Raw genomic sequence first — 23,230 nt, forward strand, 5'->3', positions numbered from 1 at the left:
GCCGGATGGGACACGCGTTGTCGCTGAATCCCGTGGTTCAGCTGCGGGAGATGTTCGAGGGGCTGCCCGACATGGTCCGGCGCCCGATCGAGATGGTGGTGTTCGGCGGGGATCTGCCGCGCGCCGACATCGCCAGAATGCGGTGGATGGCCGCGGAGTTGCGGGACAAGGCCGCGGCCATGAACGATCACGCGCTCAGCGCGGGAATGCTACTGGCGCAGCAGGATTCGCTGGGTATGTTCGGTGACCAGTTGCGGGAGGCGTTGCGCTCGCAGCGCGAGGGCGGGGCCAAGCTGCGCGAGCGGGCACTCGCGCTGGCCGATCAGACCGACGGTGCGGCCAACGACGCGGAGAAGACGCTGTGTGTGATGTTCACCTTCGGCATCGAGCTGGGCTGGCGGATCATGCGGATGGTGTCGGCGGCCGCCGCGGCCGGCCCGGTCGGTGAGGCGGCGGCCGCACCGGCGGTGGAGGCGGCGCTGACGGAGGGCCGCGCCGAGGTCGAGGTGATGCGTGTGGGCCTGAAGCAGGCCTACGAACGGCTCGCGGTGGATGCCGCGACCAAGCTGTCGGCGGTGGGACCGGTCCGGTTCGCGGTCACGGTGGGCCGGGCGGCGCTGCTGCCGACGGCCGTGGACGGCGGCGTGCAACTACTGCAGGTCGAGGCCGGTTACCGGCATGCGTCCCCGGTCGGGGACAACGGCGAGAACCCGAACGGTATCGACGTGAAGTCGATACTCGCGGCGGCGGCGTCAGGTGCCGGAGGCGCGGTGGGCGGCACACTGGCCGCGCGGGTGGCGCCCGGGGTGACTCCCATGATCCAGACCAGCCGAACGCTGGCCGGTCTGGTGCACGGGATGGCTGGCGCGGCGGCGGGGCTGGGCGCGGCGGCCATGATCACCGGCTGGCCGGAGGATTTCGACCATATTCTGGCGCCGATGCTCAACGGCGCGTTCGCCGGCACCGTGCACGCTCAACCCGGCAGCCATACTGCTGGCTCCGGTCCCGCTACCGAGTCGGCGGTCGACGGCAGCGGTCTGTTCACCCGGCCCGATCTGCCCGCGGCCGCACCACCGGTGGAGATTTCGGCGGAGGCGAAGCAGGCGTGGGAGGCCGCGCGACAGGCATCGATGGCCGCTCCGAACGCGGCGACCACCGAGAGTCAGGCGCCGGTACCCAACGCGACGGCGAACACCGCGCCAGGGGCGGTGGGGCCCACGGGGCCCGCGCGGCCGGGTTCGACACCGGTCGATGCGGCATCCGGCGGGGGCACGACGGTGCCTGCTGCACCAATAGCGGCCCCCGCCGGATCCGATGCCCATGCGAACGCGGCCGCACCGTCGGTCCCGGCCGGTGCCAAACCGGCCGCGCCGCCGAAGGTTTCGGTGGATGCCACCCCGCGCGCGGCAGACGACGGACAACCAACATCGGCCGATGCCCAGTCACTCACGAGGCCGGAATCGCAAGCGGCGGCCCCGGATGCATCGGCGCCGACACGCGGTGCGACCGACGCCCCACAGCACACCGCCGGGCAGCATCCGTCGGCAGGCAACGCGCGCGACCGGACCGTGGAGCACGGCCCGCCGCCGGTGGTGACCAGTGCCGAAACAGCCACACCGCCGAAGGTTTCGGTGGACGCAACCCAGCACGGCACCGACGTGCCCGCCACCGCGGAGCATGCCGCCAGCGCCGAGCGGCATCCGGACGGTAACGAGTCGAGCCGAGGCGCTCCACGAGTGGAGGCCGGTGCGGAAACCTCTGGACCACAAAAGGTTCCAGCGGACAACGGAGAGCACGCGGCTCCAGACGACTCGGCAGCGGCCACCTCCGACGGACGGCGGGCGGCAGCGAGCGATGAGCACGGCTCCGCGGCGGAGCACGAAACCCAGACCGGCGTGCCCGCGCAGAGGACACCGGCCGATGCCGAGGCTGGGCCGGATACCGGTCCGACCGCGCCTCCCGGCGACAAAACGGGCTCGTCGACCACGACTTCTCGCGATCATGCCGAGGACGTGCTGGCCGATTTCCATGCGCGGTCGGGTGATCACGTCCCGGAGGTGCTGAAGCTGTCGAACTTGCCGGACGAGGTGTTGCAGGCCGGGCTGTTCCACCCCGACGAACACGAATCGCTGGTAGCGGGGATGGAGATCATTCGGCGCGGCACGATCGACGAGGTACCCGGTGGGATGGTGTTGCGTGCGCCGCAGCTCGAGGGCAGGTTCGAGATGGCCGGGCGACCGGTACAGATGCTGCCGGGGCAGGGCAAAACGCTGATGTTCATGTCGTACTCGTTGAACCAGGCGGTCCGTCACGGTTCGGCGCTGCTGGTGACGACCGCGGACGGACTGGCGCATCGAGAGTTCACCGAGTACCGGCGGGTGCTCAGCCGCTACGGCATCGACGTGTTGCGAGCCGATCAGGAGACCGGGTTCGGTTCGGTGACACCGGGCCGGCCCGCGATCGTGGTGGCCACCGGCGAGACCGTCGGGCATCTGTGCAACGCCGGTCATAAGCCGCCGCGCCGGGCGGTGATCGACGAAATGGACGCGATCGTAGACCGCGGTGAGAAGATCTTCATCCAATCCGAAGGCACACAGGACGCCGCTCCCGAGGCAACGGTCCGTGAGGTCTTCGACGCGCACGACTTCCTCACCGACGCGGTGGCGAAAGGGCAACTGTCGCACGAGGATTTCGGTCTGAAACAGATCGCCGAGGAAGTCGACGTCGAACGGGCCGACGGCACCCTCGACATCGACACCGAGTACTGGTACGACGGCAGAGCGGAGCTGACCCCGGCGGGACGGGCGAAACTGGAGGCGCTGCCGGGCGGGAAACGGTGGCTGGACGGCATGGGATCGTCGCGGCTCGAGATGGCCGCCGCCGCCGAGTTCACCTCTCGCAAAAAAACGCATTACGTGATCGATCAGGGCAAGATCGTCATCATCGACCAGGCCGAGCACGGCCTGCAACGCAATCCGAAGACGTCGAGCGAATCACGCTGGAGCGCAGAGCCGGGCAAGGCGAGCCTGGCCCAGGCCGTCGAGGCCAAGGAGATCCGGGCCGCCGAGGCCGAGGGGATGAACGCCGAGCAGCACGGGATCGTGGTGCGCGCCGACGCGGACTCGTCGAAGAGCATCACCGCGGCCGAGATATACGGCACCAACCGCTTTTTCGACCACATCACCGGCGCCTCGGGCACGCTGGACGATCTGGGTGGCGTGCTGAAGATGGTGTACGGGCTCGACGCACCGCACAAAATCGATCCCTACAACCCGTCGCAGCTGGTGGAGGGCCAGGCCGACCTGCACGAGAACACCCGGGCCAAGCTGAACGCGGTGGCCGGCTACGCCCACCAGATGTGGGACGGCGGCAACGGCCGCTTCCAGGAGATCCTCTGCCACCGCAACGATCTGGTCGAAAAACAGGTCCGCGCTCTGCTACGGGCCGGAGTGCCACGGGAGGCGATCGAGGCGGTCGACAACGACCGGATCGCCAAGTGGGGCGCCGATTCGGAAGCCGAGTTGCAGAAGGTCTTCGACGCCGCCGGTGAGCAGGGCAAGATCCTGGTGATCAACCGGCAGGGCCAACGCGGTGTGGACATCGCCGTATCCGACGCCGTGCTCGCCAAGGGCGGCATGCACGTGTGGATGACCGAGGTCCCCGAACAGTCCTACATCTACGACCAGGCCAAGAGCCGCACCGCGCGCAACGGCAAACCCGGCACCGCACAAGCATTGATGTCGCCGCAGGACGAACTGATCCGCAACGCCATGCACCTGCGCGGAGTCCGCGAAGCGGTGGTGCAATACAACCAAGCCGTGGCCCAGCACCAAACCGAGCCGACACCCGAGACGCACAACGCCGTCGTCGAGGCCAGTGACAAGCTCGGCTCGCTCGTACCCGGATTGCAACAGCGCGCCCATCACCACGCCACCGCCGACTTCCTCCTCCACAACGCACCGATCACCGCCCCCGAAGCCCTCATCGCCGCGTGGACACCCTGGCACCCTGGCAATGCGAACATCGGCCCACCCGACCAACTGGTGGACCGATCCACGCGGCTCGCCAGACTGTTGGGAATTCCCGCCCCGGCCCTGACCGCCGCCGCTGTGCTCGATCAAGTCCCCGCCGACACCCACCACACCAACTCCGAAATCCAACACGCCGCCCTCGGCACCCAAAGCGTCGGCACCCAGACCCCCAGCGCCGACGGTACTGGGGACCCACTTCAGAGGATGCTGCACGAAGCAAACCTTTCGCCCGCCGTGGTCGCGGCATTGCGGCAGCAGGTCGACGCGACCGCCCGCGCAGCCGCCATCCAGTACGCGCTGCTCACCGACGAACAAGCACTCGAGCAGCTCACTCTCCGGCGCGACGAACTCGCCCAGCAACTCGACTGGTCTCCCGAGGAGGTCGAAGGTGCCGAGGGGCTGCGGCAGGTCGGCATCGCGCTGGCCGAAGCTCAGCACGATCTCGCGAACACACTCGGGTTTCCCCCCTCGGACATCACCCCCGCGATAGCCCGAGACATCGTCGGTGAAGCGGTCGCTCAGCACCTGTCCGACACCGGCATCCACAATCCCACCGGCGACGTCAACACGAACGACACCGCAGCCCGCGAAGCGGACGCCGCCGATCTCGTCGCCGAAAACGCCGAGAACGTTCTCGCCGCGGCCTCCTACTACCTGGCCACCGCGGCCCTGCTCGACCTGATCACGCAAATCCACCTACGCAGCCCCAACAACTGCGTCAACAACGGCGTGACCGCCATGCGAGTGCTATGCCCCAAAAACAAGGACCTCTTCACCATGCCGACCGGTGGGTTACCGCTGCGGGGCCACGACTGGAGCACGGTCCAAGAATCGTTCCGCGGCGGCATACCAACGACATTCGGCTCATTGGACAAAGCCGTCGAATCCCTGAAAGAGCGCCCCGGCGGCATCCAGGTCCTAGTCTATAAATGGAAGGACACCGACAAAGACGACAGCGACGACGCCGACAACCACCTCGTACTCGTGGTCAATGACAGCGAACCCGGCGACCCCGCGAAGTTGGTCGTTATCGATCTCGCCGCAGATGAAAACGGCAACCTCGACTTCGCCCCGCACGACCTGGCCGATCCGCGCACATTACTGAACAGCGCCGTCAAATTCGATACCTGGCAGCGCGAACAGCAGAAATTCATCGATAAGCTGCCCGAATCCAAGCGCGCGTTCTGGACCATCGACTTCGAGCCGAACGGCGACCTCGTTCAGGAACCGGAGAAGGTCAGCGTCTCCCCGGAACATATCCGCGTAATCAACGTGATCGGCGAATCGGTGCTGGCCCAGCCGAGGCCATTCGAAGACGAAGGCCCGCGCCACCAGCCAGCGATGAGCAGCAGGGGCTCGCCCGACCAGCCGAGCCCTGCCCATCCGGCTGATTTCGCCCGGATGGGCAACCGCCCACCCGATGGCGCTCGTGCCTCCGAACCGGAACCCGAACACGAGCCGGGTTCTGCCGCGACGGATGTCACGCCGCATATCGGCGCTGCGACCGCCCGACTACGCGCCGACACGAGAGCAGACCGCCCCGACTGGGCTGACGCCATCGAACAGCTGGACCGAGACCTGGCCGAAGCCAAGCAGCGCGAACGGACCTTGCAGGCGGAGTTCGCCACGAAGTCCGCGGCACATCTCGACATTCACCCGGCGGACCGGGAACTGCTCGTATCCAGCCCCGACCTGCCCGAGCGACTGCGTACCGCGGCCGGTGCCGGTACCGGTGCCGGTGCCGCAGCAGCGAACCGTGCCGACAGTCTCGAAGAACTCGCCGATACGGCGGCCGAGCATCGCCTCGCCCAGCGCCGATTGCGCGAACTCGAGCAGTGGGCACGCCACGTCGACCGGTTGGCGGCCGAATATCATTCGGGCGCATGCGATAACCTGATCCGCTGGCTCACGGCGGCCCTGATAGCCACCGAACCGGCGGACGGAGCCGAGGCAAGACGGCGCGCGGTAACCGCCGCGGCGCTGCGGCGCTTGCCCGGGACCAGCGACAGCGAAGCCGCGCCTGGTGGCGAGGAGTGGGCGGCCGAGCGGCTGGCGGTGCCGGGCGAGTCCGCCCACCGCGCCGGGATCGACGCCGACGAGGCAGCGACCCTGACCCGGCAGCGAATCGAACAGGTACACCGGTGGTGGACCGGCCTGACCGACGACGAGCTGCCCGAGGAGTTGCGGGATCCAGCACTCGCCGAACTCGTATTGCTACGCGGACACAGCTGGTTGCAGTCCACGCTGGTCCGACAGCATCCGGGCCTGCTCGGTACCACCACGGGCGTCCCGACCGATGCCCGGCGGCAAGCCAACGTGTGGGCGGCCGAGGCGCCGGTGTCAGCGCGAGCGGCGCGCCTGATCGCCGAGTTGTCGACCGCCGCCCCAACGGCTGGCCGTCCGGCCGAGGTATCGGTGCCGGCGACCGAGCCGCCGACTCCCGTGCAGAGCCTGCGCCACGCCGACTTCTCCACCGGAGAGCTGGAATTCGTGCTCGGCGAGGATCCGGAGTGGGCGGACAAGGTCGTTTACCTCGTGCTCGACCGAGACGCCGACCCGGTGTCTGAGTACTTCGCCACCGCCGCGAGATTGGTCGAGCAGGTCCGGCGGATCACCCCAGACCTGCGGGTCTCCGTGGTGGCCTGGCGGCGTGGACCCGTCGGCGACTCGGCGGAGTCCCTGCGGACCCGGGAACTGCTGCTGCGTCAGCAGATCACGGCCGACAACCACTACCGTCGCCTCGTCAACCCGGCGGCGGCACCGGATATCACCGTCATCGGCTCGGATACCGGCTGCCTGGTCGCCGGCGGGACCGGACTGTCGGCGGCGGACGGGCTGCACACCCTCGTGATGGTCGAACCGAGTCCGGGCGCTGATATCGTCTCGGCACCGAACCCCGGTGTCGCCGTGCATGTCCTGTCGTCCGAGGACGCCGGCGGCTGGCTGGCCGCCGCGGCGGCGGCCACGCTGTTCCGGATGGAGTCACCGGGCGAGTCGTCCGCGCAGGCTCGCGCGCGCGGCGCGGCCAACGGCACCGTGGCCGCACACCTCGGGCAGCAGGATTGGGGGGCGTCCGAATTCCAGCGGCTGCCCGAGCTGATCGGCGATGTCGACGGCATACACCCGAATGTGCGCTCCGTCGTCAACGACGCGAAGATCCAGCGCGCCAACATTTCCGATGGCGAGGAGTCATCCGCCGCCGTGGTTCGCGCTGGGGTAGAACAGGCCAGGGCCTGGGCCGCCGACCACGGCCTGGAACGGCCGGATTTGTTGTCCGCGGACGTATCCGACCCGAACCGTGCCGATGTCACCCTGTCCTTCGGCGAACTAGGCGTACCCGAGCTGCTGCCCGAGGCGTTGTCCGGACTGCTGCCTTTCGCCCAGCCAGCGAAAAAGGTACTGACGTATGTGTTCGACATCACCGGCGACCCGGCGACATTCGGCGCACAGGCGATGGCCGCCGCGGCCCGATTCGCCTGGGCCGAACGCCGTTACGGCGCTTATCGAATCGCCCTGGTGGCCCACCTGCGGTTCCGCCGCACCGGTACCGATGACGACGTGTCGGCCACCGCGCAGGCCCACCGATTCGTCCGTCGGCTGGACGCCCTGCAAGGGGTGCGGGAGGAACCGGCGACCCTGTGGGTGGAGGGCAGCGACCGGGTCCGACCGATGGTCGAGGAGATGGTCCGCGCCGACGCCGACGCGCCGCTCGAGCAGGCTGCGACAGCGGCGGCGCATGGTGATCTCGACGAATCGGCAGGTGGCCCCAACATAATCGCCGCCGGCGCGCTGCTCGTACTGCACCGGTACGAAAACTACTACCGGATGGCGGTCGAACGGCTCGATCGAGAGCTCGCCGACACCACGCCTGGCGCCCGGACTGTCGCACTCCAGCAGCGCCGCGACCATCTGCACGACCTGGCGGCGGGGATCGTCGCCGCGGTGGCGGGGTATGTCGAGGCGGGTGCGCTGCACCGTGCCGCGGAAACGGAGGTGCCGGTCGAACTGCTGTCCGCGGCCGTCGATCTCGGTGATTTCGAGCGCCACAACACCGCCGTCGCCGCGTTACTAGCGGCGAGTCGGCAGCATTACCTGCTGGCCGACAGGATCGACATGCTGCGGGAGACACATACCGCTCTGGAAACGTCGGAGTCGTTTCACGACGACCGATTGGGCGGCCTCGCGCCGCTGCGGTTGGACTGCTCCGACCCTGATACCGACCGGATGGCGCGGGCCGCCTCTCCGGACCGCGATCCCCGGCTTCCGCCCGAGCCGGAACGATTGGAGCGCATGTCCGGACTGATCGGCTTCGGTTTAGCGGAGGACCTGACCTACGGCCATGAAAATCGCATGTGGTGGCTGCGCAGGCAGCAATTGCTCGCCCAGGCCCGTGCGGCGGGACATGATCTCGACGACACCGAGCTGCATGAGCACATCGAGCAACACCACGGCCTGCTCGTGGAGCGTCGGAAACTGCTCCGTGAGTATTTCCGCTACCCTCCAACGGACCTGCCGGGCGGCCCCGAAGGGATGATCGGCAGCAGACCGTCGGAGCACGCGTCCGACGGCGTTCCCGGCCCGGCCGATCGCCCCGGCCCCGACGATCCGTCCACCGGGCCGGGCGAGCCGGACGGCTCTATCGGAACTCGCCCGAACGATCGCGATGATTCCTGGCGTGCACAGGTGCTGCTGGCAGCGGGTGCGCTCGGCGTCGATCCCGCCTTCGCGGCGCCGGGGGCCGCTGAGCGGCAGCAACTGGAGCGTCTTCGCGCCGACGACCTGCGTGAGTTCAGCAGACAACGGTTTGCGGCGGGCGATCGGCGATTGGTCGGCAAGCCCGACTCCGACCTGACGTCCGAGGACGCGGAATACACGCTCGCACGTCTTGATTCCGACCCGCTCGCGACCGCGCAACAACAGGCCGTCGGCCGCCGATGGCTGCACGCGCATCGGTTGCTCACCGCGGCCGACGAGCTCACCCGGCCCACCCGAACCAGGCAACCGAGCGACGACGTACTGGACCAGCTGGCAACGGTGATCGACCTGTGGCGGATGGCGACAGGTGCCCACTCCTCCCAAGAGCCCAACCGGGCGGCGGATGACTCAGAGCATGTCGCGACCTCGCTGGCGGGTGTCGACGCGACCACCTGCCGCGCGCTGCTGCACCGCAACGACGAAATACACACGGCGTTGCGGAGACTCGCGAGCGTCTGGGGTTCGGCGTACGGCGGGGACGGGCCGGCCGTCGTGCTCGACGCATTCACGGACGGCGTTTGGCAGCACGTATTCGCAACCCTCGAACCGGCGACCCTGCACACATTGCCTACGACGATCGACAACGCCGCCGAGCAGCTTCGACCATTCATCACGGGTCTCGCCGATCTGCCGATCGAACAACTGCGGGCCTATGCCTTGCTTGACCTGCAACACCGCTTGCTGGACAAGCTCGTACCGAGCCTGCGCACTCAGGCCGAACGGGAGAAGCGGACCCGCCTCATCGGCAGTCGGCCACCGTCGGACGGACTCGGAAGCGCAGGCACACTGTCCTCCGATGAGCGCACCGCAGCGGTTCGGGCTCCGGCCGATAGCGGTCGAGATGACAGCGTGTCGCTGACACCGCGGAACAAGGCCGGTGCTCAGGGCGCTCGAATCAGCGCCAGCACATCGGGACCGGACAGGTTGATCGGTAGCAGACCTGCCGAAGGTCATGAACCCACGAACGGACGGGCACTCGTCGAGCACTATGCCGGTGCGGCGGACCCGGGCGGGGAGCGGGGATTCCTCGATCTGGAAATACACGACCAGATCCGCGTGCTGGAGCACGCGCTGGGAATCACCAGCGAGGCGGAGCGTGCCCTGGAACTGGCCCTGTTCATGGAGGACACCTATCGCGAAGTTGTCCTGGTCTCGGGCCAGGAACGCCCGCAGGACATTTTCGACGGACCCGAGGGGTGGGCGGGCTGGCTGGATGCTCGCGTCTTCGCACGCTCGAGATCCGAGCAGGCACTGTCGGTGGAGTTTCTAGCGGAGATCCATCGTCGGCTCGCGGTTCGGGTGAAACCCGAGTGCGCCGGGCGGTTCCGGGGCGACGGCGATTCGCAGGGAGGCGCCAACATCATGCGGGCCGCGCAGGGCGTGCCGCTGACGGCCGACGAAATCAGCGCCGTCGTGAACAATCCTCGGCTCACCTACGTTCCCGAACCGTACGGACATGGCGCCCTGCCTTACGGGTTCATAGCCGTTCCGCGCATCGATGGAGTCCCCGGCGCCCGCACGCTCAGGTTCGTGTCGTCCCCGCTGTCCGACGAGGAGCTGGCCGATCTGCTATCCGACCCGCTCGCTGGCTTCGAGCGGCCGACCCCGAGGTCTGTGCGACTGGCCAGGGCGGCGTTCATCATCTATCCGTGGTACGGCTCGGTGGCGGCGATGCGCGACGAGCTGGCGCAGTTGTGCGCCCGGTACAACGAGGCCATCGCCGAACCGGGATACAACCCTTACCAGGTGGCTGCGGACCTGCAACAGGGCCAGATATCGGTCCACCCTTTCTCGACAGATTTCAACGGCCGCGCCTCGCGGGTGGCCCTGTGTTGGTCGCTGGGGCGCGCGGGGCAGCCGCCCAGCGCTCTCCCGTCCTTCAACAAGGACATGTTCAGCTCACCAGCGGAGTGGGCCGAGCAAGTTCGGCAGGGCAGTGTTCGCTATCGGAAATGGGAGGCCCGGGTCGAATCGGACCCCACGCTCGACCCTGTGGCATTGTTCGAACTAGAATCGGTGCGGCAGCGATATCGGGCCCTGGGTGGCACGGACCGTCCATTCCCGCCGGGCAACTATTTCACCGGCCGCGTGGTCGCGGAATTTCATCGTGTGCTGCGCTCGTCGGCACCGCTCGACGAATTCGCGGCGCTGGACTTGTCGTTTTTTCCCACTGGCCCGCCCGTCATCACCGAGCTGACCCATCCAGGCACCGCGGACCAGGCATTCGGCGATGGGATCGGCCGCCGCCCGCACGAAGGCACGGGGCGTGATTCATCCGATTTTCTGAAGCGCGGTCGGACCCGAATACACGCGGCGTGGGCCGGGATGGGGCCGCTTCGCAGTACGCATTTCCCGCCGCCCGGACGGCGGATGACGACTAATGCTCCGGATATCAATGCGGCGCTGTGGTCTTTTTCGCTTTGGATGGCCCATGTCGCCAATCAAGGATTGAATGGGCTCAGCGGCCAATGGGATTCGGCAGACACCCCTGAGGCTAAGCGAGAGGTGCTGACACAGCTGTACTTCTGGATCTCGAATCAGCGGTACCTGCGTCAGGTCTGGGCGGTCGCGCGTGACCCGAATATCGTTGGCATCGATGGAAAAAAGGATCCCGAATACTTCCGGACCAGGTTCAGTCGCGGTGTAAATGATGGCGAGATGTACGGCGACTTGGTGTGGTTGCGGGCTGGGATCGAGCGCGATTACGGGACCGGGCAGTGGCACGGCGGTGTGGGGACGCAGGCGTTTTGGACGGCATCCGCCATCGGCCGCATTCTCCGTGCGCGAATGAGGAACGAGGCGGAAGACCCCGCGGTGCTGGTAAATACTGTAGAACTTCCTGACGGGACCCGTGTGGAGGGAAACGTCGTGCGTCGTTTCGATCGTGACAAGTTTGCCATCGAAACGGCTTCGGCCAGTGATCAGCAGGTGATTTTTGATGCCGCTATCACCGAACTCGCCACGCGCGTCGCGCCTCGCTCCCCGAATCCCTCGTCCGACACCTTGCGACGTTTCGCCAACGTGGTTTATCTGCTCTTTCAAGCGCCGCTGATTATCGGGGGCAGCGATGCGACCATCCGGATGTTCGCGGCCGCCACGATGACCTTCGCGTTCGGTCGGCCGGTGCGGCTACCACACGATCTCGATTCACAGGCCAAGGCGCGCAACCAGTCTGACTTCATCGCATGGTTCATCGACATCCTGACCCGTCGCCTGGGTGCAACAGGTCCGGCGTCGGAATCTGCGCGTCCGCACCTGATCGGCCCTCCTTCTGCGGAACTTTTCGCTCGAGGTGTGCAGGCATTGGGGCAACAACGCACGTCGATCGAGTTGCAACCCGGATCCGACATCGAACAGTGGGTTGCCGGTCGGGGGCTTGGGGTCCTATCCGGACCCCATGCGGTGGAGGATGCGTTCACACGGGCGTCCCGAGATCTGTTGCAGGAAGAGGGACTGAGCGAGGTCCGCCGTCCGGAGGGCCCGGTGCGCCGGAGTGTGGTTAAACGCGCGATCGCCGCTCGGCTGCGGATTATTGCTGGATTTACCGACCCGGATTTCAGTCGAGCCTATCCCGACAACTTGTACGGCGACAATCGTGATATTCGCCGCGATAACGCCACGGCGTTGCAGCGAATTGCCCACAAACTGGAGACCGACCCGAAATACTCGCTAACAGATGTCCTCGAGGAGGCGCGGGAGCATGCCTTCCACATGCAGGCGAAGTATGAGGGCTTCCGGGGGCAGCAGGTAATTCGACCGGGCACGCAGCCCTGGAGCCTGAGCACCATTACCGAAAACCTCACGCGTCGACTGCCGGAGGGTGTTGGGCCCGATGCCGCACGGGACGTGATCGATGCGGTCATACGAATAGCCGAACTCGTTTCTTCCACCTCCGCGGACGGCTACTCCGCGCCCGGCACCGACGCCGACGCGGCGATTGTGCTCACCGTGAATGAGGGTGCGGATCGACAGCTACGATTGTGCGCTCAGCTGGATTACAACGCGCACGGCACGCCGCCGAATCCGGCGATGTTGAACCTCGCATTGGCGGGCGCGAACTGCCAGTGCCGAGTAGAGGAGTCGCGCCCGCTTTCCGTGACGGAGCCGCATCCACGCCATCGTGTGCTGCTCGATTTCTCGTCACCGATCACCGACACGGGCCGGGACTGGACCGAGGTCGCCGATCGCCCCGCAGGTCCGGTGATGGTACCGATCACCGTGGGTCACGACACCGGGGCGGTCGCCCGTCGGGCGCGTTTCCTCATCAGGGGCGAACTCGGGGGAACGGCGTACATCGCGCGATTCGCGCCGGTCGTGGGCGAATTGATCAACCGTTGCCGAGCATCGGATGTCGAGGTGCGCACCGAGCGGCGGGGTGACTCGACCGCTCTCGGTATCCGCGCCGGGAATTGGGTGCTCGATTTGCAGACGGCGGGGTCGACAACGCTGACAGTCGTGCGCATAAGTTTTCCGACCGTTGTGCGCGATGACCTGCGGGCGGTGCTGATCGCGCTGCTGCCGGAGGCACCGCGGTTCGCCGAAGCGCTGGTCGAGGAAGCGCCCGGCTTCGCGCCCGGTGAACTCACCATCGCGGTTACCGGCGAACCCGGCGGCCGCACTGTCGAGTTCATGAGGTCCGACCATCTGGCCAGGCGCGTCGTCCGGACCGAACCGGCGAATAATCCAGTCGGCAGCGCCGTACTCGATTCCTCAGCGCGATCGGCCGGACCCGCAGTCCATGACATAGCCGAGCCGCCAGTAACCGCCGATACACGAATCCCCATTCTGGGTACTCCGGAGTCGACACAGGACACCGCTCCACCGATCAACGTTCATATCTGCACCAAAGATGGCCCACAACGCTTGAACGAAATTATCTCCGATATCGCGTCCGTGATTCCCGCCGTGGACGCGGTGTTCGTGTATGACGATTCTGTGGATTTGGTCAACAGAGCGCACAATCGTTTGGCATTGAAAAGTGCGCCGTTTCGGACGGTTTATATAGATGAGCCTCGTCGACGTGAACTTCTACGCAATCTCCCATGGCCGGACGAGGCCGCTGAGTCGTATGCGCGGTATGCCTTCAAGGAATTGGGGCGTGCCGAATGGAACCACGCGGGCATCAGAGGGCTGGCGCATTTCGTGGCGGCGGCTACCGCTGCTCCAGGGAGTAGAGTTCTCTTTCTCGACGATGATGTGAGATTGTCCGAAGGTACTTTTCAAGGAAAAGTGTATCAGGTAGATTCCGAAGCGGTCGCCGACCTGCTCTCCAGACCGATTTCCGATGACCGCGTAGTGGGCGCAGAATATGTCGGGCGGGCGGATGTGTACGACGCCGAGCATGCAAAGCATGCGCTGGCGTCGGATTCCGCCGCCGGACATCAGACCAATTATCGATTCGTGCCAGCATATGACGGTGGTGAGCGAGAGGAGGCTTTGGAGGGAGCTGTCCCCATCACTGGGGCGTTTCTTTTGCTGGATGACCAAGGTGTACGCCGTGTTCCGATACCGCACACCTACAATGAAGACATCGCCTTCATCGCGGTATTGCAGGCGCACGGATATCGTATTGAGGTGGCGCCTTTCAAGCCCTTGCACACGGGTGACGAAAAACGTATGAAGTGGCGCACCGCCTTCATCCAGCAGGTGGGCGTCGTCATCCAGAAATCTCTCGAGCAGGCCCTCGAAGAAGTCGGTGTGGATGATCTGCAGGCACTTGCGGATCGAGTGATCGGCTACTGTGACCGTAACGCTGAAATGGCGGCGGAGATCTGGAAAGAACTATTTCGCGATCCTGATCGCCAATTCGGCGAAGTGCATTCTCGGAACGTTTACGCACTGGTGGATACCGAACGGATCGCTCGCGAAGCGGGAACGGCACTCGCGGCCTACCTGCGTTCATGGTCGGGCTGGCGCAAACTTGTCGACGACCCAGCGGTATCGGCCTATGTACGACGCGCGGCGCATTCGACCTTCGGCACCGAGCCCGCTGCCGCACATCGAGCGTTCGAAGTAGTCGATCGGCAAGCAGATCGGTCGCCCGGCACCGACCAGGTGGTCGAGACCTTCGGACAACATGCCGATCAGTCGCGCGGACAACACGGACCCGACGGGCGATTGGTCGCGAGTCGGGATGGTGACTGGGATCCCGCGCTGATTCGATCGCTGCGCGCACTACCGGCGCAAGGAGCCGACTTCAAGCAAGATCGGCCCAACGGTCAGATCGGCAGTCGCCCGTCCGATTCCACCCCGAAGCGGGGTGATCCGACTCGACATCCATCGACGGTGATGCCGCCGGGCGCCGCTCCTGCCGGGCCGGAGGGAATAATCGGCGCCAGACCGCCGGAGTCCGACGCCGCCGACGAGCGGGCCGCTCAGTTGCTGCGCGGGCGCGCGGAACTGGTCGAGGAACTGCGCACTGTCGCGGCGCTGCGCGGCGAAGAAACCCCGGCCCCCGGTGCGGAAGCGTCAGCCTTGGACGCCTGGCACCAGGTCCACGCCGAAGCCGCCACCACCATTGCAACATTGATCGGTGCCGATCCGGGCCTGGTGTCAAACCACCTGAACGACATACTCGATCTCCTGCTCAGGCGCCTGAATGTACTCACCCGATCCCAATGGGACCAGCTGCTCGCCAATGCTGGGCAGCAGCGATTAACCGGGCTCGGCTCCTGGATCAGCCGCCGCCTGCTACTGGAGGACGATATTCAACGGGCGACCGCGCTGGCCATCGAGGGGACACCGGACACCGAGCTCAACAAATCGAACACCGTCGGCCGCGCCGAGCGGAGCCGAGAGCTCGACGACATATTCGGCCACTCCACTGTGGCACCGGGCGAGGTCGTCGAGCGCGACACCCAACATCGCTCGAGCGCGCTCGATCGCCTCGCCGCCACGACGGACCCCACCACCCCCACCGGCCGCCTCTTGGCCGCTCTCGTGGACCACCAGCAATCGGTTCGACTGATACAGCTGACCAACATGCGGGCCGAGATGGACCGAGTCATCGCCGAGCACCTCGGCCGAGGCAATACCACCGAACCCGATGGTCCCGCCGGGACCATCGGCAGCCGTCCGCCCAATCACGAACCCGCACCTACTCCGGATTCTTCCGAAACATTTGGCCGAGCGGCCGTGGACCAGCCGGGGGTCGCACGGCAGCCGGAACAGCAATCGAGTCTCATCGATGGAGCAGGCACCGGCCGCCGAAGCGATGCCGACATGGCCCGGGAGACACCCGAGGTGGAGAAGATCGAGGCTTTGCGGGGACGGCCGGGCGTCAAGATCGAACTGATGACCTTCGAAGACGGCGTCCAAGTCCTGCGAGAGACCTACCGCTATGCCGAACATGCCATGCGGGAGTGGGCGCAGGCACTGATTTGCCGGGCCATGGGAGCACCGATTGCCGAGGTGCGCCTGAGCCCGCCCGAATTCCATGTCCTCTACCGCGATTACCAGTACGAAGGAGCCTCGCGCGACCAACACGCGGCCGACCTGCTGGGCATTTCAGCGGCTATCACCGGCAAGAAGAGCCCCTTCGCCGCTGCCTTCGTCCGCTACGTCGACGGTCGCAAGGTGTGGCAGGAGCACCACCTTCCCCGGCAAGCCATCGCCGACATCGGGCAGGTTGTGATGTATGCCGGGGACCTGTTGGAACAAATTGCACTTCCCGAGCCGCTCTCGAGGGTGGTGCTCAATACACAGAGGGCGGCGATGGATTCGCTGCGTGAGATTGCCCAGCACGCCGAGAATCCCCTGCGCATGGCCAGGCTCGACGACGAGGCACAGGCCAAGACCCGGCTGATCGAAAACTTCGTGCTCAGGCACCCTTATCTCGAGTTGGCCGGGTTCGACAGTCCCCACGTCCCGAAGGAGACTGTCGAGGAAATCTTGGCAAAACTGGATGACCTGCTCGATAGGTATCGGCACGCCCCTGGTTTCCGGATGCTCATGACCAACATTCGCAAACTGAGGATCGACTTTCTGTTCGGCGCGCGCGCCACGACCGGCCCCGAGCTGGACAAGCACGGAGAGGAACTCGACGGTTCCACCGTCCGGGCGGAATTGACATTCAGTTTGCAGTATGCGGCCGATAGAAATGCGGCCCTCGCTGATAATCAGCGTCGTCTCGAGCGCGGAATACTACCGAGCAGCGAGCAGCCGTATGCAGATGATGTGCTGCACGAGTTCGCGCACGCGATCGACCGTGCCACCGGGGACGAGCTCAGCCGGAACCTCACCGCCATGCTGCGCACTGCCCACGCCCAGCTTAAAAGGCGCGGCCTGATCGAAAGTTACGCGGAATGGCTCAGCCGCCTGCCGTCCTACGCTTTCACCAACGTCGCGGGCCAGACCACGCTGAGAGAAGATGAGGCCCTCGCTGTCGGATTCAGCGACGCGGAGATCAACGGCAACGTCGTCGGCACCCCGCGATGGGTGATCCACGAGTACGTCGCGAATCTTCAACCGCCGCATGTCGAATCAGCGCGCTTCATCGCGCACCCGGACCTTCCCGAAGGTTTGATCGGCAGCAGACCGCCGGATGACCCGTCCAGCGATGTCCGGTCCAGGACGGCCCGAGGCCCCCACTCGCAACAGCCTGACCGCGTCGAACCGGCAAGCGCCGCAACTGATCCCTATGCACCCGCATCGGAGAAGCCCCCTCGCTCCGATTATCCCGGAACGGACTCCCCAAGGCTCGCCGACCCCCGCGCCCATGAGTCTGCTCGAAACTTCGGCTTCACTCGTGCGGTCGGCGACTGGTTGGCAGAGAATATCCGGAAGACCGAGACACCATGGGCGAGATCGACCAGGGCCGCTGACCGAGACAAGAGTGGTCCGGGGCGCGACGATCGCCCCCTCGTGGTCGGGGATTTTCATCCGCGCATGCCAGCCCGTAGCCACAGCGAACAAATGGTCATATTCGGTGAATGGCTCGCGGCCGTCCGGACGCTGCACGGCCTCACGCAACAACAACTGGCCGATGCCATGGGGATCAGTAGGCAAACCGTAGGAGAGGCCGAACGCGGTACACGTATTACCGTTGACTACATGCGTGGTTTCGGTCGCGTTATCGGATTTTCTGACGATGTGCTTCGCAGCGTTTCTCCGCGTCATTTGGCACGGTTTTTCGACAGGACTGTTCCTGACCCCCGAGATCGTGATCTCCGGACATTCGGTGATTGGCACAGGGCGGTTCGGACATTCCGGGGGATGAATCGACGGCAACTTGCCGAAGCAATGGGTGTAAGTCTGTCTGCGGTAACAAGGGCGGAGAACCATTCCCTCATATCACCGAATTACCTGCGTGATTTCGGTCGTGTTTGTGATGTTCCGGACGAGATGCTCCGCATTGCTGCTCCGCGCGCTTCGGAGCCTGGACCACTAGGGCGTCCCCGAGCAGTAACAGTCGGTATCTCTCTCACGGATCGCATTGTTGAATACGATGAACCTCCCGGAATGGCGAAGTACCGCGCCGCGCGGTCCATTCGCAGGACGCCGGGCGCCAAGGCACTCAACCAGGCGGTTGCCCTTGCGCGCCTCGGCGCGGAGGTGGAATTCGTCTCCACGACCGGGCTGGATGAGGATGGCGCAGAAATTCGCGAGAGATTGCGGCGCGAGGGAATTGGTCATGACGGTATACGGATCGAGGACGGTATTTCGACCGGAATGGTTGAATGTATAGTCGAGCCGGACGGGGAATGGTCGTATATCGACCATCTGTCCCCAGAGCTGGATCTGACCAGCGATGACATTCGACGTAATATCGGGGCGATCGAGAATGCCGATGTGGTGCTGCTGACTTTCACAGCGCCGGACGCGGTCGTCGCGCACGTCGCGTCCGTCGCTCGGGAAAACGGTGCGACGGTCGTCCTGCAGCCGGCGCCGGCGCGTGATCAATTTTCTTTCGATACGGTGCGGATGGCAGATATTCTCGTGCCGAACGAAGCCGAGGCTCGGGCGCTTCTGACCGCCGCCGGGGCAACTGATGCCGAATCGCTCGACGCGCACCTGCTGCCCGACCGTCTGTTCGATTTGCTGGGTGTTCCGATAATTGTGGTCACGCTCGGTGCGGCTGGTTGTGCCGTGCGCCATCAGGGGCGCACACGGATGTACGAGGCGCATAGCACATCTGTGGTCGATACGACGGGCGCGAGCGATGCGTTCACGGCCGCCCTGGCGATGGGTGTGCTGGCCGGGCTGCCCGTCGATCACGTGGTGGAGATCGCTTTGTCGGCTGCGGCGCATGCGGTCGCGCATTCCGGTGGTCATGAGTCGATGCCCTACGCCCATGATCTCGATCTCTCATTTATCGGTGCGCCACCCGAGGAAGACGAACCGACAACAAGTGTCGCCCCCGATGCGGTAGCGCCGGTCGTACCGCACCTGCCGCCGACCGGCCGAGCAGAGCTGCTCGACGTGTTGGACGAGACGCACACTGGATCGGGCACGTCGAATGGGTACGCCGGTGACGATGACGCGCGGGTGGAAAGCGCGCTCGCCGCAGAGAAAACTGCGGCTGCCGACCCTCAGTTGCCGGTTGATTGTTTGGTCAAATGCTTTGAACGAATAGTTGCGCTGACCGGCAGCACAGCAATCAGCCCGCTGCGTCCCGGTGAGATCGGCGCCCGGGGCGTCTTTCCGCTTGCGGGACAGCGAGCCAGCGGCGGTGTGTTCCGTGCCGTCGGTTCGTGGGATCTGTTGGAGCGACGGGTGCTGTCGATGGAACCGGGTGCGACCTTTCTGATCGGGCGACAATTGGTGGACAGCGAGTCGCATCGGATCAGCCTGTCCGACACTGGGCCCGGCTCCCATTTCGTGACGTTGTCACACAGCAAGGAGCAGCCCGGCAAACTCGAGCTCTTCGACCCCGCTGACGGGCGAACTAGGATTTACGAGTTCGGCCTGGGGCCAGCCGATTTTCCCCTCGTGTGGGCTGGAAACGTGGCAGTCCTCTACGACAGCGATGGCGTCGTAGCGCCGTTGCCAGGTCAGGCTGTGCTGCCGGCTTTCCCATTGGCGGGCGCGCCCGATGAACCGATAGCTGGAGACGCGTCGGACGACATCGGATTCGATGCGCGACGGCAACCGTCGGCCGCATTGCTGAGTGCGGCACCCCAGGAAGGCGTCCCGTCGGATCTCGAATTCGACGCCGGGCGCCACACATACGACACTGCGAATCGGGAGGCATTCCAGCGCTGGCACAAGATCCGGGCACGGAACCAGGAGGCCGGGTTCGCCACACAAAGTCTTGCGCAGTATGCCCGGATGCACGATATCGATGGCCGGCGAATCAGACGATGGCTCGCCGAGATCCACGCCGAACCCGACGACGCCCCTGATGCCCCCCTTCCGCATCCGCACGCCTACGAGTTGGCTCGTGACTGGGCAAGGGATGTTCGCAGATTCCTCGCGGTGACACGAGCCGACATGGATGTGCTCACCGCCGCCAGCCCGGGGACCTGGGAGGCTATCGAGACAAACCCCCGGCCGCTTCCTGTCGACCAAATCCGGGCCCTATTGCGCTGTGTTCCTGATGCCCGCCACCTGTATGGCCCGCTCTCGCAGGTCTTCTGCCCGGATTTGGCAGCAGCTCAACCCGGCGACGTCGGCGGTGGCCTCCGGCGACTCCGTGAATACACCGGATTGACCCAGGAAGAACTGGCTCGCGAGCTCGGCGTAATTCCCATGACGATAAATAACCGTGAGGCTTCGGACCATCTGGTGCGCATGGGATGGGAGGCGCATCTGCGCGCCCTGGCCGCCCACTTGTCAGATGCGATCGACGGCGATGCCGATATCGGCGCCTGCTTGCGGGTATTACGGTTGCGAACCGGTCTTCCGCGCCGACATCTCGCCGTGAAGATGGGGATGGCGGAGGAAACCCTCGCCGATATCGAGGTAGGCCGTTCTCAACCGTCGAAAGATATCGTGGAGGCCGCTCTTTGCTCGTTGGTCCCCGGCACGCCGATTTTCCCCGAGGGATATCCCCATGCGGGCAGCTATCTCCGATATCGCCGCGAACGAGCGGGTGTTCTCTTGTCGCAGATTGCGACCGCGACGGGCATGACGGAAGCCATGGTCAGAAAACGCGAGGCAGGAGAAGTTCCGTTGACGGCGGAGATGGTCGAGAGGTATCTCGGCGACGATGACTCGGACCTCGACCTTCGACGCGATATGCTCGAAGTGTTCCCGTCCCTCGATCCCGATTTCGGAAGAAGGAATTCATCCGAATACTCGATTGAATTATTCCTTTTTCCCGGTCCGCGCAACACCCGATCTCTGGTCGAATACAAGGATGAATTTCAGCGGGTGAACGGTCTCGCCGATATCGAAGTAAGACGTTTGTTCGGCTGGAATCCGGGTCGCTCGCCGGCTGTAGGTGCGGACGCTGCCCTGCGGGTATACGACCGATTCTTGCGGCAGGCCGGGCACTGGAACGAGTTCGCTGTGGCGTGGGGGTACCGCTATCGCATGGATCCGTTAGGGGAATCGGCTCCTGACCCCGGAGATTTCGACTCGATACTCGACTGGAAAGAGGCAGCTCGTCTATATCACAGGACAACCGCACGGGTTTTCCGAGACGAGTTGGGCCGGCGCGATTTCCGCGGCGCATATGCCACGGAAAAACAGGCCGGTCTCGCACTATTGGACCGTTTGCGTGCGGAGGGCTACATCTCGGCAGCGGCGATGCGACGCGCGGCTGAGCAGTTCCATATTTCTGATCCGACGCCCCGCCCAACGCCATGGTCGTCGCATGTATCGCCAACCACCACTGAACCCGAAGTTCGGTCCACGCTGCCGCGGCCTGCTCCAGCGGCGGCCTCCACGATGTCGGTCGAAGATTATCCCGCCGACCAGACGCAGCGGGCGCAGCCGCAGCCGACACGCTTCGAACGGTTTCGCGACCGGATCCGAGCGGCATTCGAGGCGGCAGAGCGGGGGCAGGGCAGCCGAGCGTTGGCAGAATCGGGCTCAGGTAGCCGAGCGCTGGCAGAATCGGCCGAAGCGGAATTGCGGCGTGCCGTCGAGCAACTCACTCGCGACCTACGCAGGGTCTTGGTACTGCGGTTCTGGGAGGGGTTGTCGGTCGCCGCGACGGCAGCGGCAATGGGACACCGCACGGACACGGTCGAGCTTCTGCAGCGTGCGGCGGTCCGAGCGCTGGTTACTACATTGACGGCCGCGAAGCGCGGAGCCTCGAGTATCCCCGCTCGCACAAATCCTGCGGCTGCGGACGGTGTGGGCGAACATATACCGCCCGCAGCCGCTACCCATACGCCTGAGCCACCCCACGTCGAGAACCGGCCGCCCAACCGTGGGCGCGAGGTGCCGTGGTCGCGGGATAGGTCGTACCGCTCGGCCGTCACCCGCGAGCCGATTCGTGCCGGTGCACTGTTTCGTGCCGATAGCAAACCCGGTTACGTCATCGATGGAATACGTCGATTCGACTCCGACCGCCTCGGTGCGATGTACGGTGAGCAATATCTTAGTTCCGCATTCCGGGATCTTCCTGACGATCAGCGTGCGGCCGTTCTCGAATGTACCTTCAACTCTTATGCGTATCAGTCGCTACTTCGCCCGACGGGAATCATTGATCCATCGGTTGTGGAACGGAAATTGAAGGAATTCTATAGCGACACCAGAGACGGCTGGAGCCTATTCGAACTCTATGGCAGTGTCCCGACGTTGGATGACATTTATCGGGCCGCCTCGCAAGCCGATCTGACTTCGGTACAGCGGGGTCTCGTATCACGCATCATAAGTTCTGAGGACCCTTGGCGTGAATTGCAGAAGACTATTCGAAGACCGCTGTCGGCTGGCATGCGGGGAACATTCACCGCTACCTTCGGAAAATGGCCTACGGTCGCGGACATACAGGAACGGATTACCCTTATCAACAGGGCAGTGCAAAGCCCGCTGCCCGAAGGGCTGGAGGTCCACCGTGCTCTCAGAGAGGCGGCGTTCATGATGGCGGGCGACAGCCCTTACGAACTGGTCGGCACCACCTGGATCGAGCCCGGCTTCTCCTCGACATCATTGGGGAAGGGGCCCGTCGTCATTGCCGATGCCGAGCCGACGGTGGAACTGCACATTTTGGTACCGAAAGGCGTGGAGGCGCTGTGGATCGGGCGAAACGGCCCTTTTCCGGAACAAAATGAGCTCCTGTTCGGGCAAGGGCTCGGAATCCGCATCACCAATGTACGTAAGTACGGGGGCAAATGGCATTTCTACGCGAAGGTGATCCGGTACGGTTGGCCACACGCGGAACGGGGCCATATGGCTATCACGCCGACGTCGACGCCGACGCCGACGCCGACGACGTCGCAAGCGCAGGGGCAACCGACATGAGCCGACGCCACCCCTGCACCTGCCCAACCCGCGCCGATACGACATTGGTCGTGCGCGGCTGGGCCCGCGCTGGTTGGGAATTTGAAGAATCC

The 23,230-nt window shown here is 65.1% G+C and carries 1 protein-coding gene; it reads left to right on the top strand.

Features of this window, described 5'->3' with window-relative positions:
- Window positions 1-5 precede the first annotated feature (5 nt).
- On the top strand, window positions 6-23,138 hold the full coding sequence (locus ACIBG0_RS36030; protein ID WP_397038958.1) for a PfkB family carbohydrate kinase: 23,133 nt from the start codon (window positions 6-8) through the stop codon (window positions 23,136-23,138).
- Window positions 23,139-23,230: the final 92 nt, after the last annotated feature.

It is taken from the genome of Nocardia sp. NPDC050630 (genome assembly GCF_044457245.1).
Lineage (GTDB): Bacteria > Actinomycetota > Actinomycetes > Mycobacteriales > Mycobacteriaceae > Nocardia.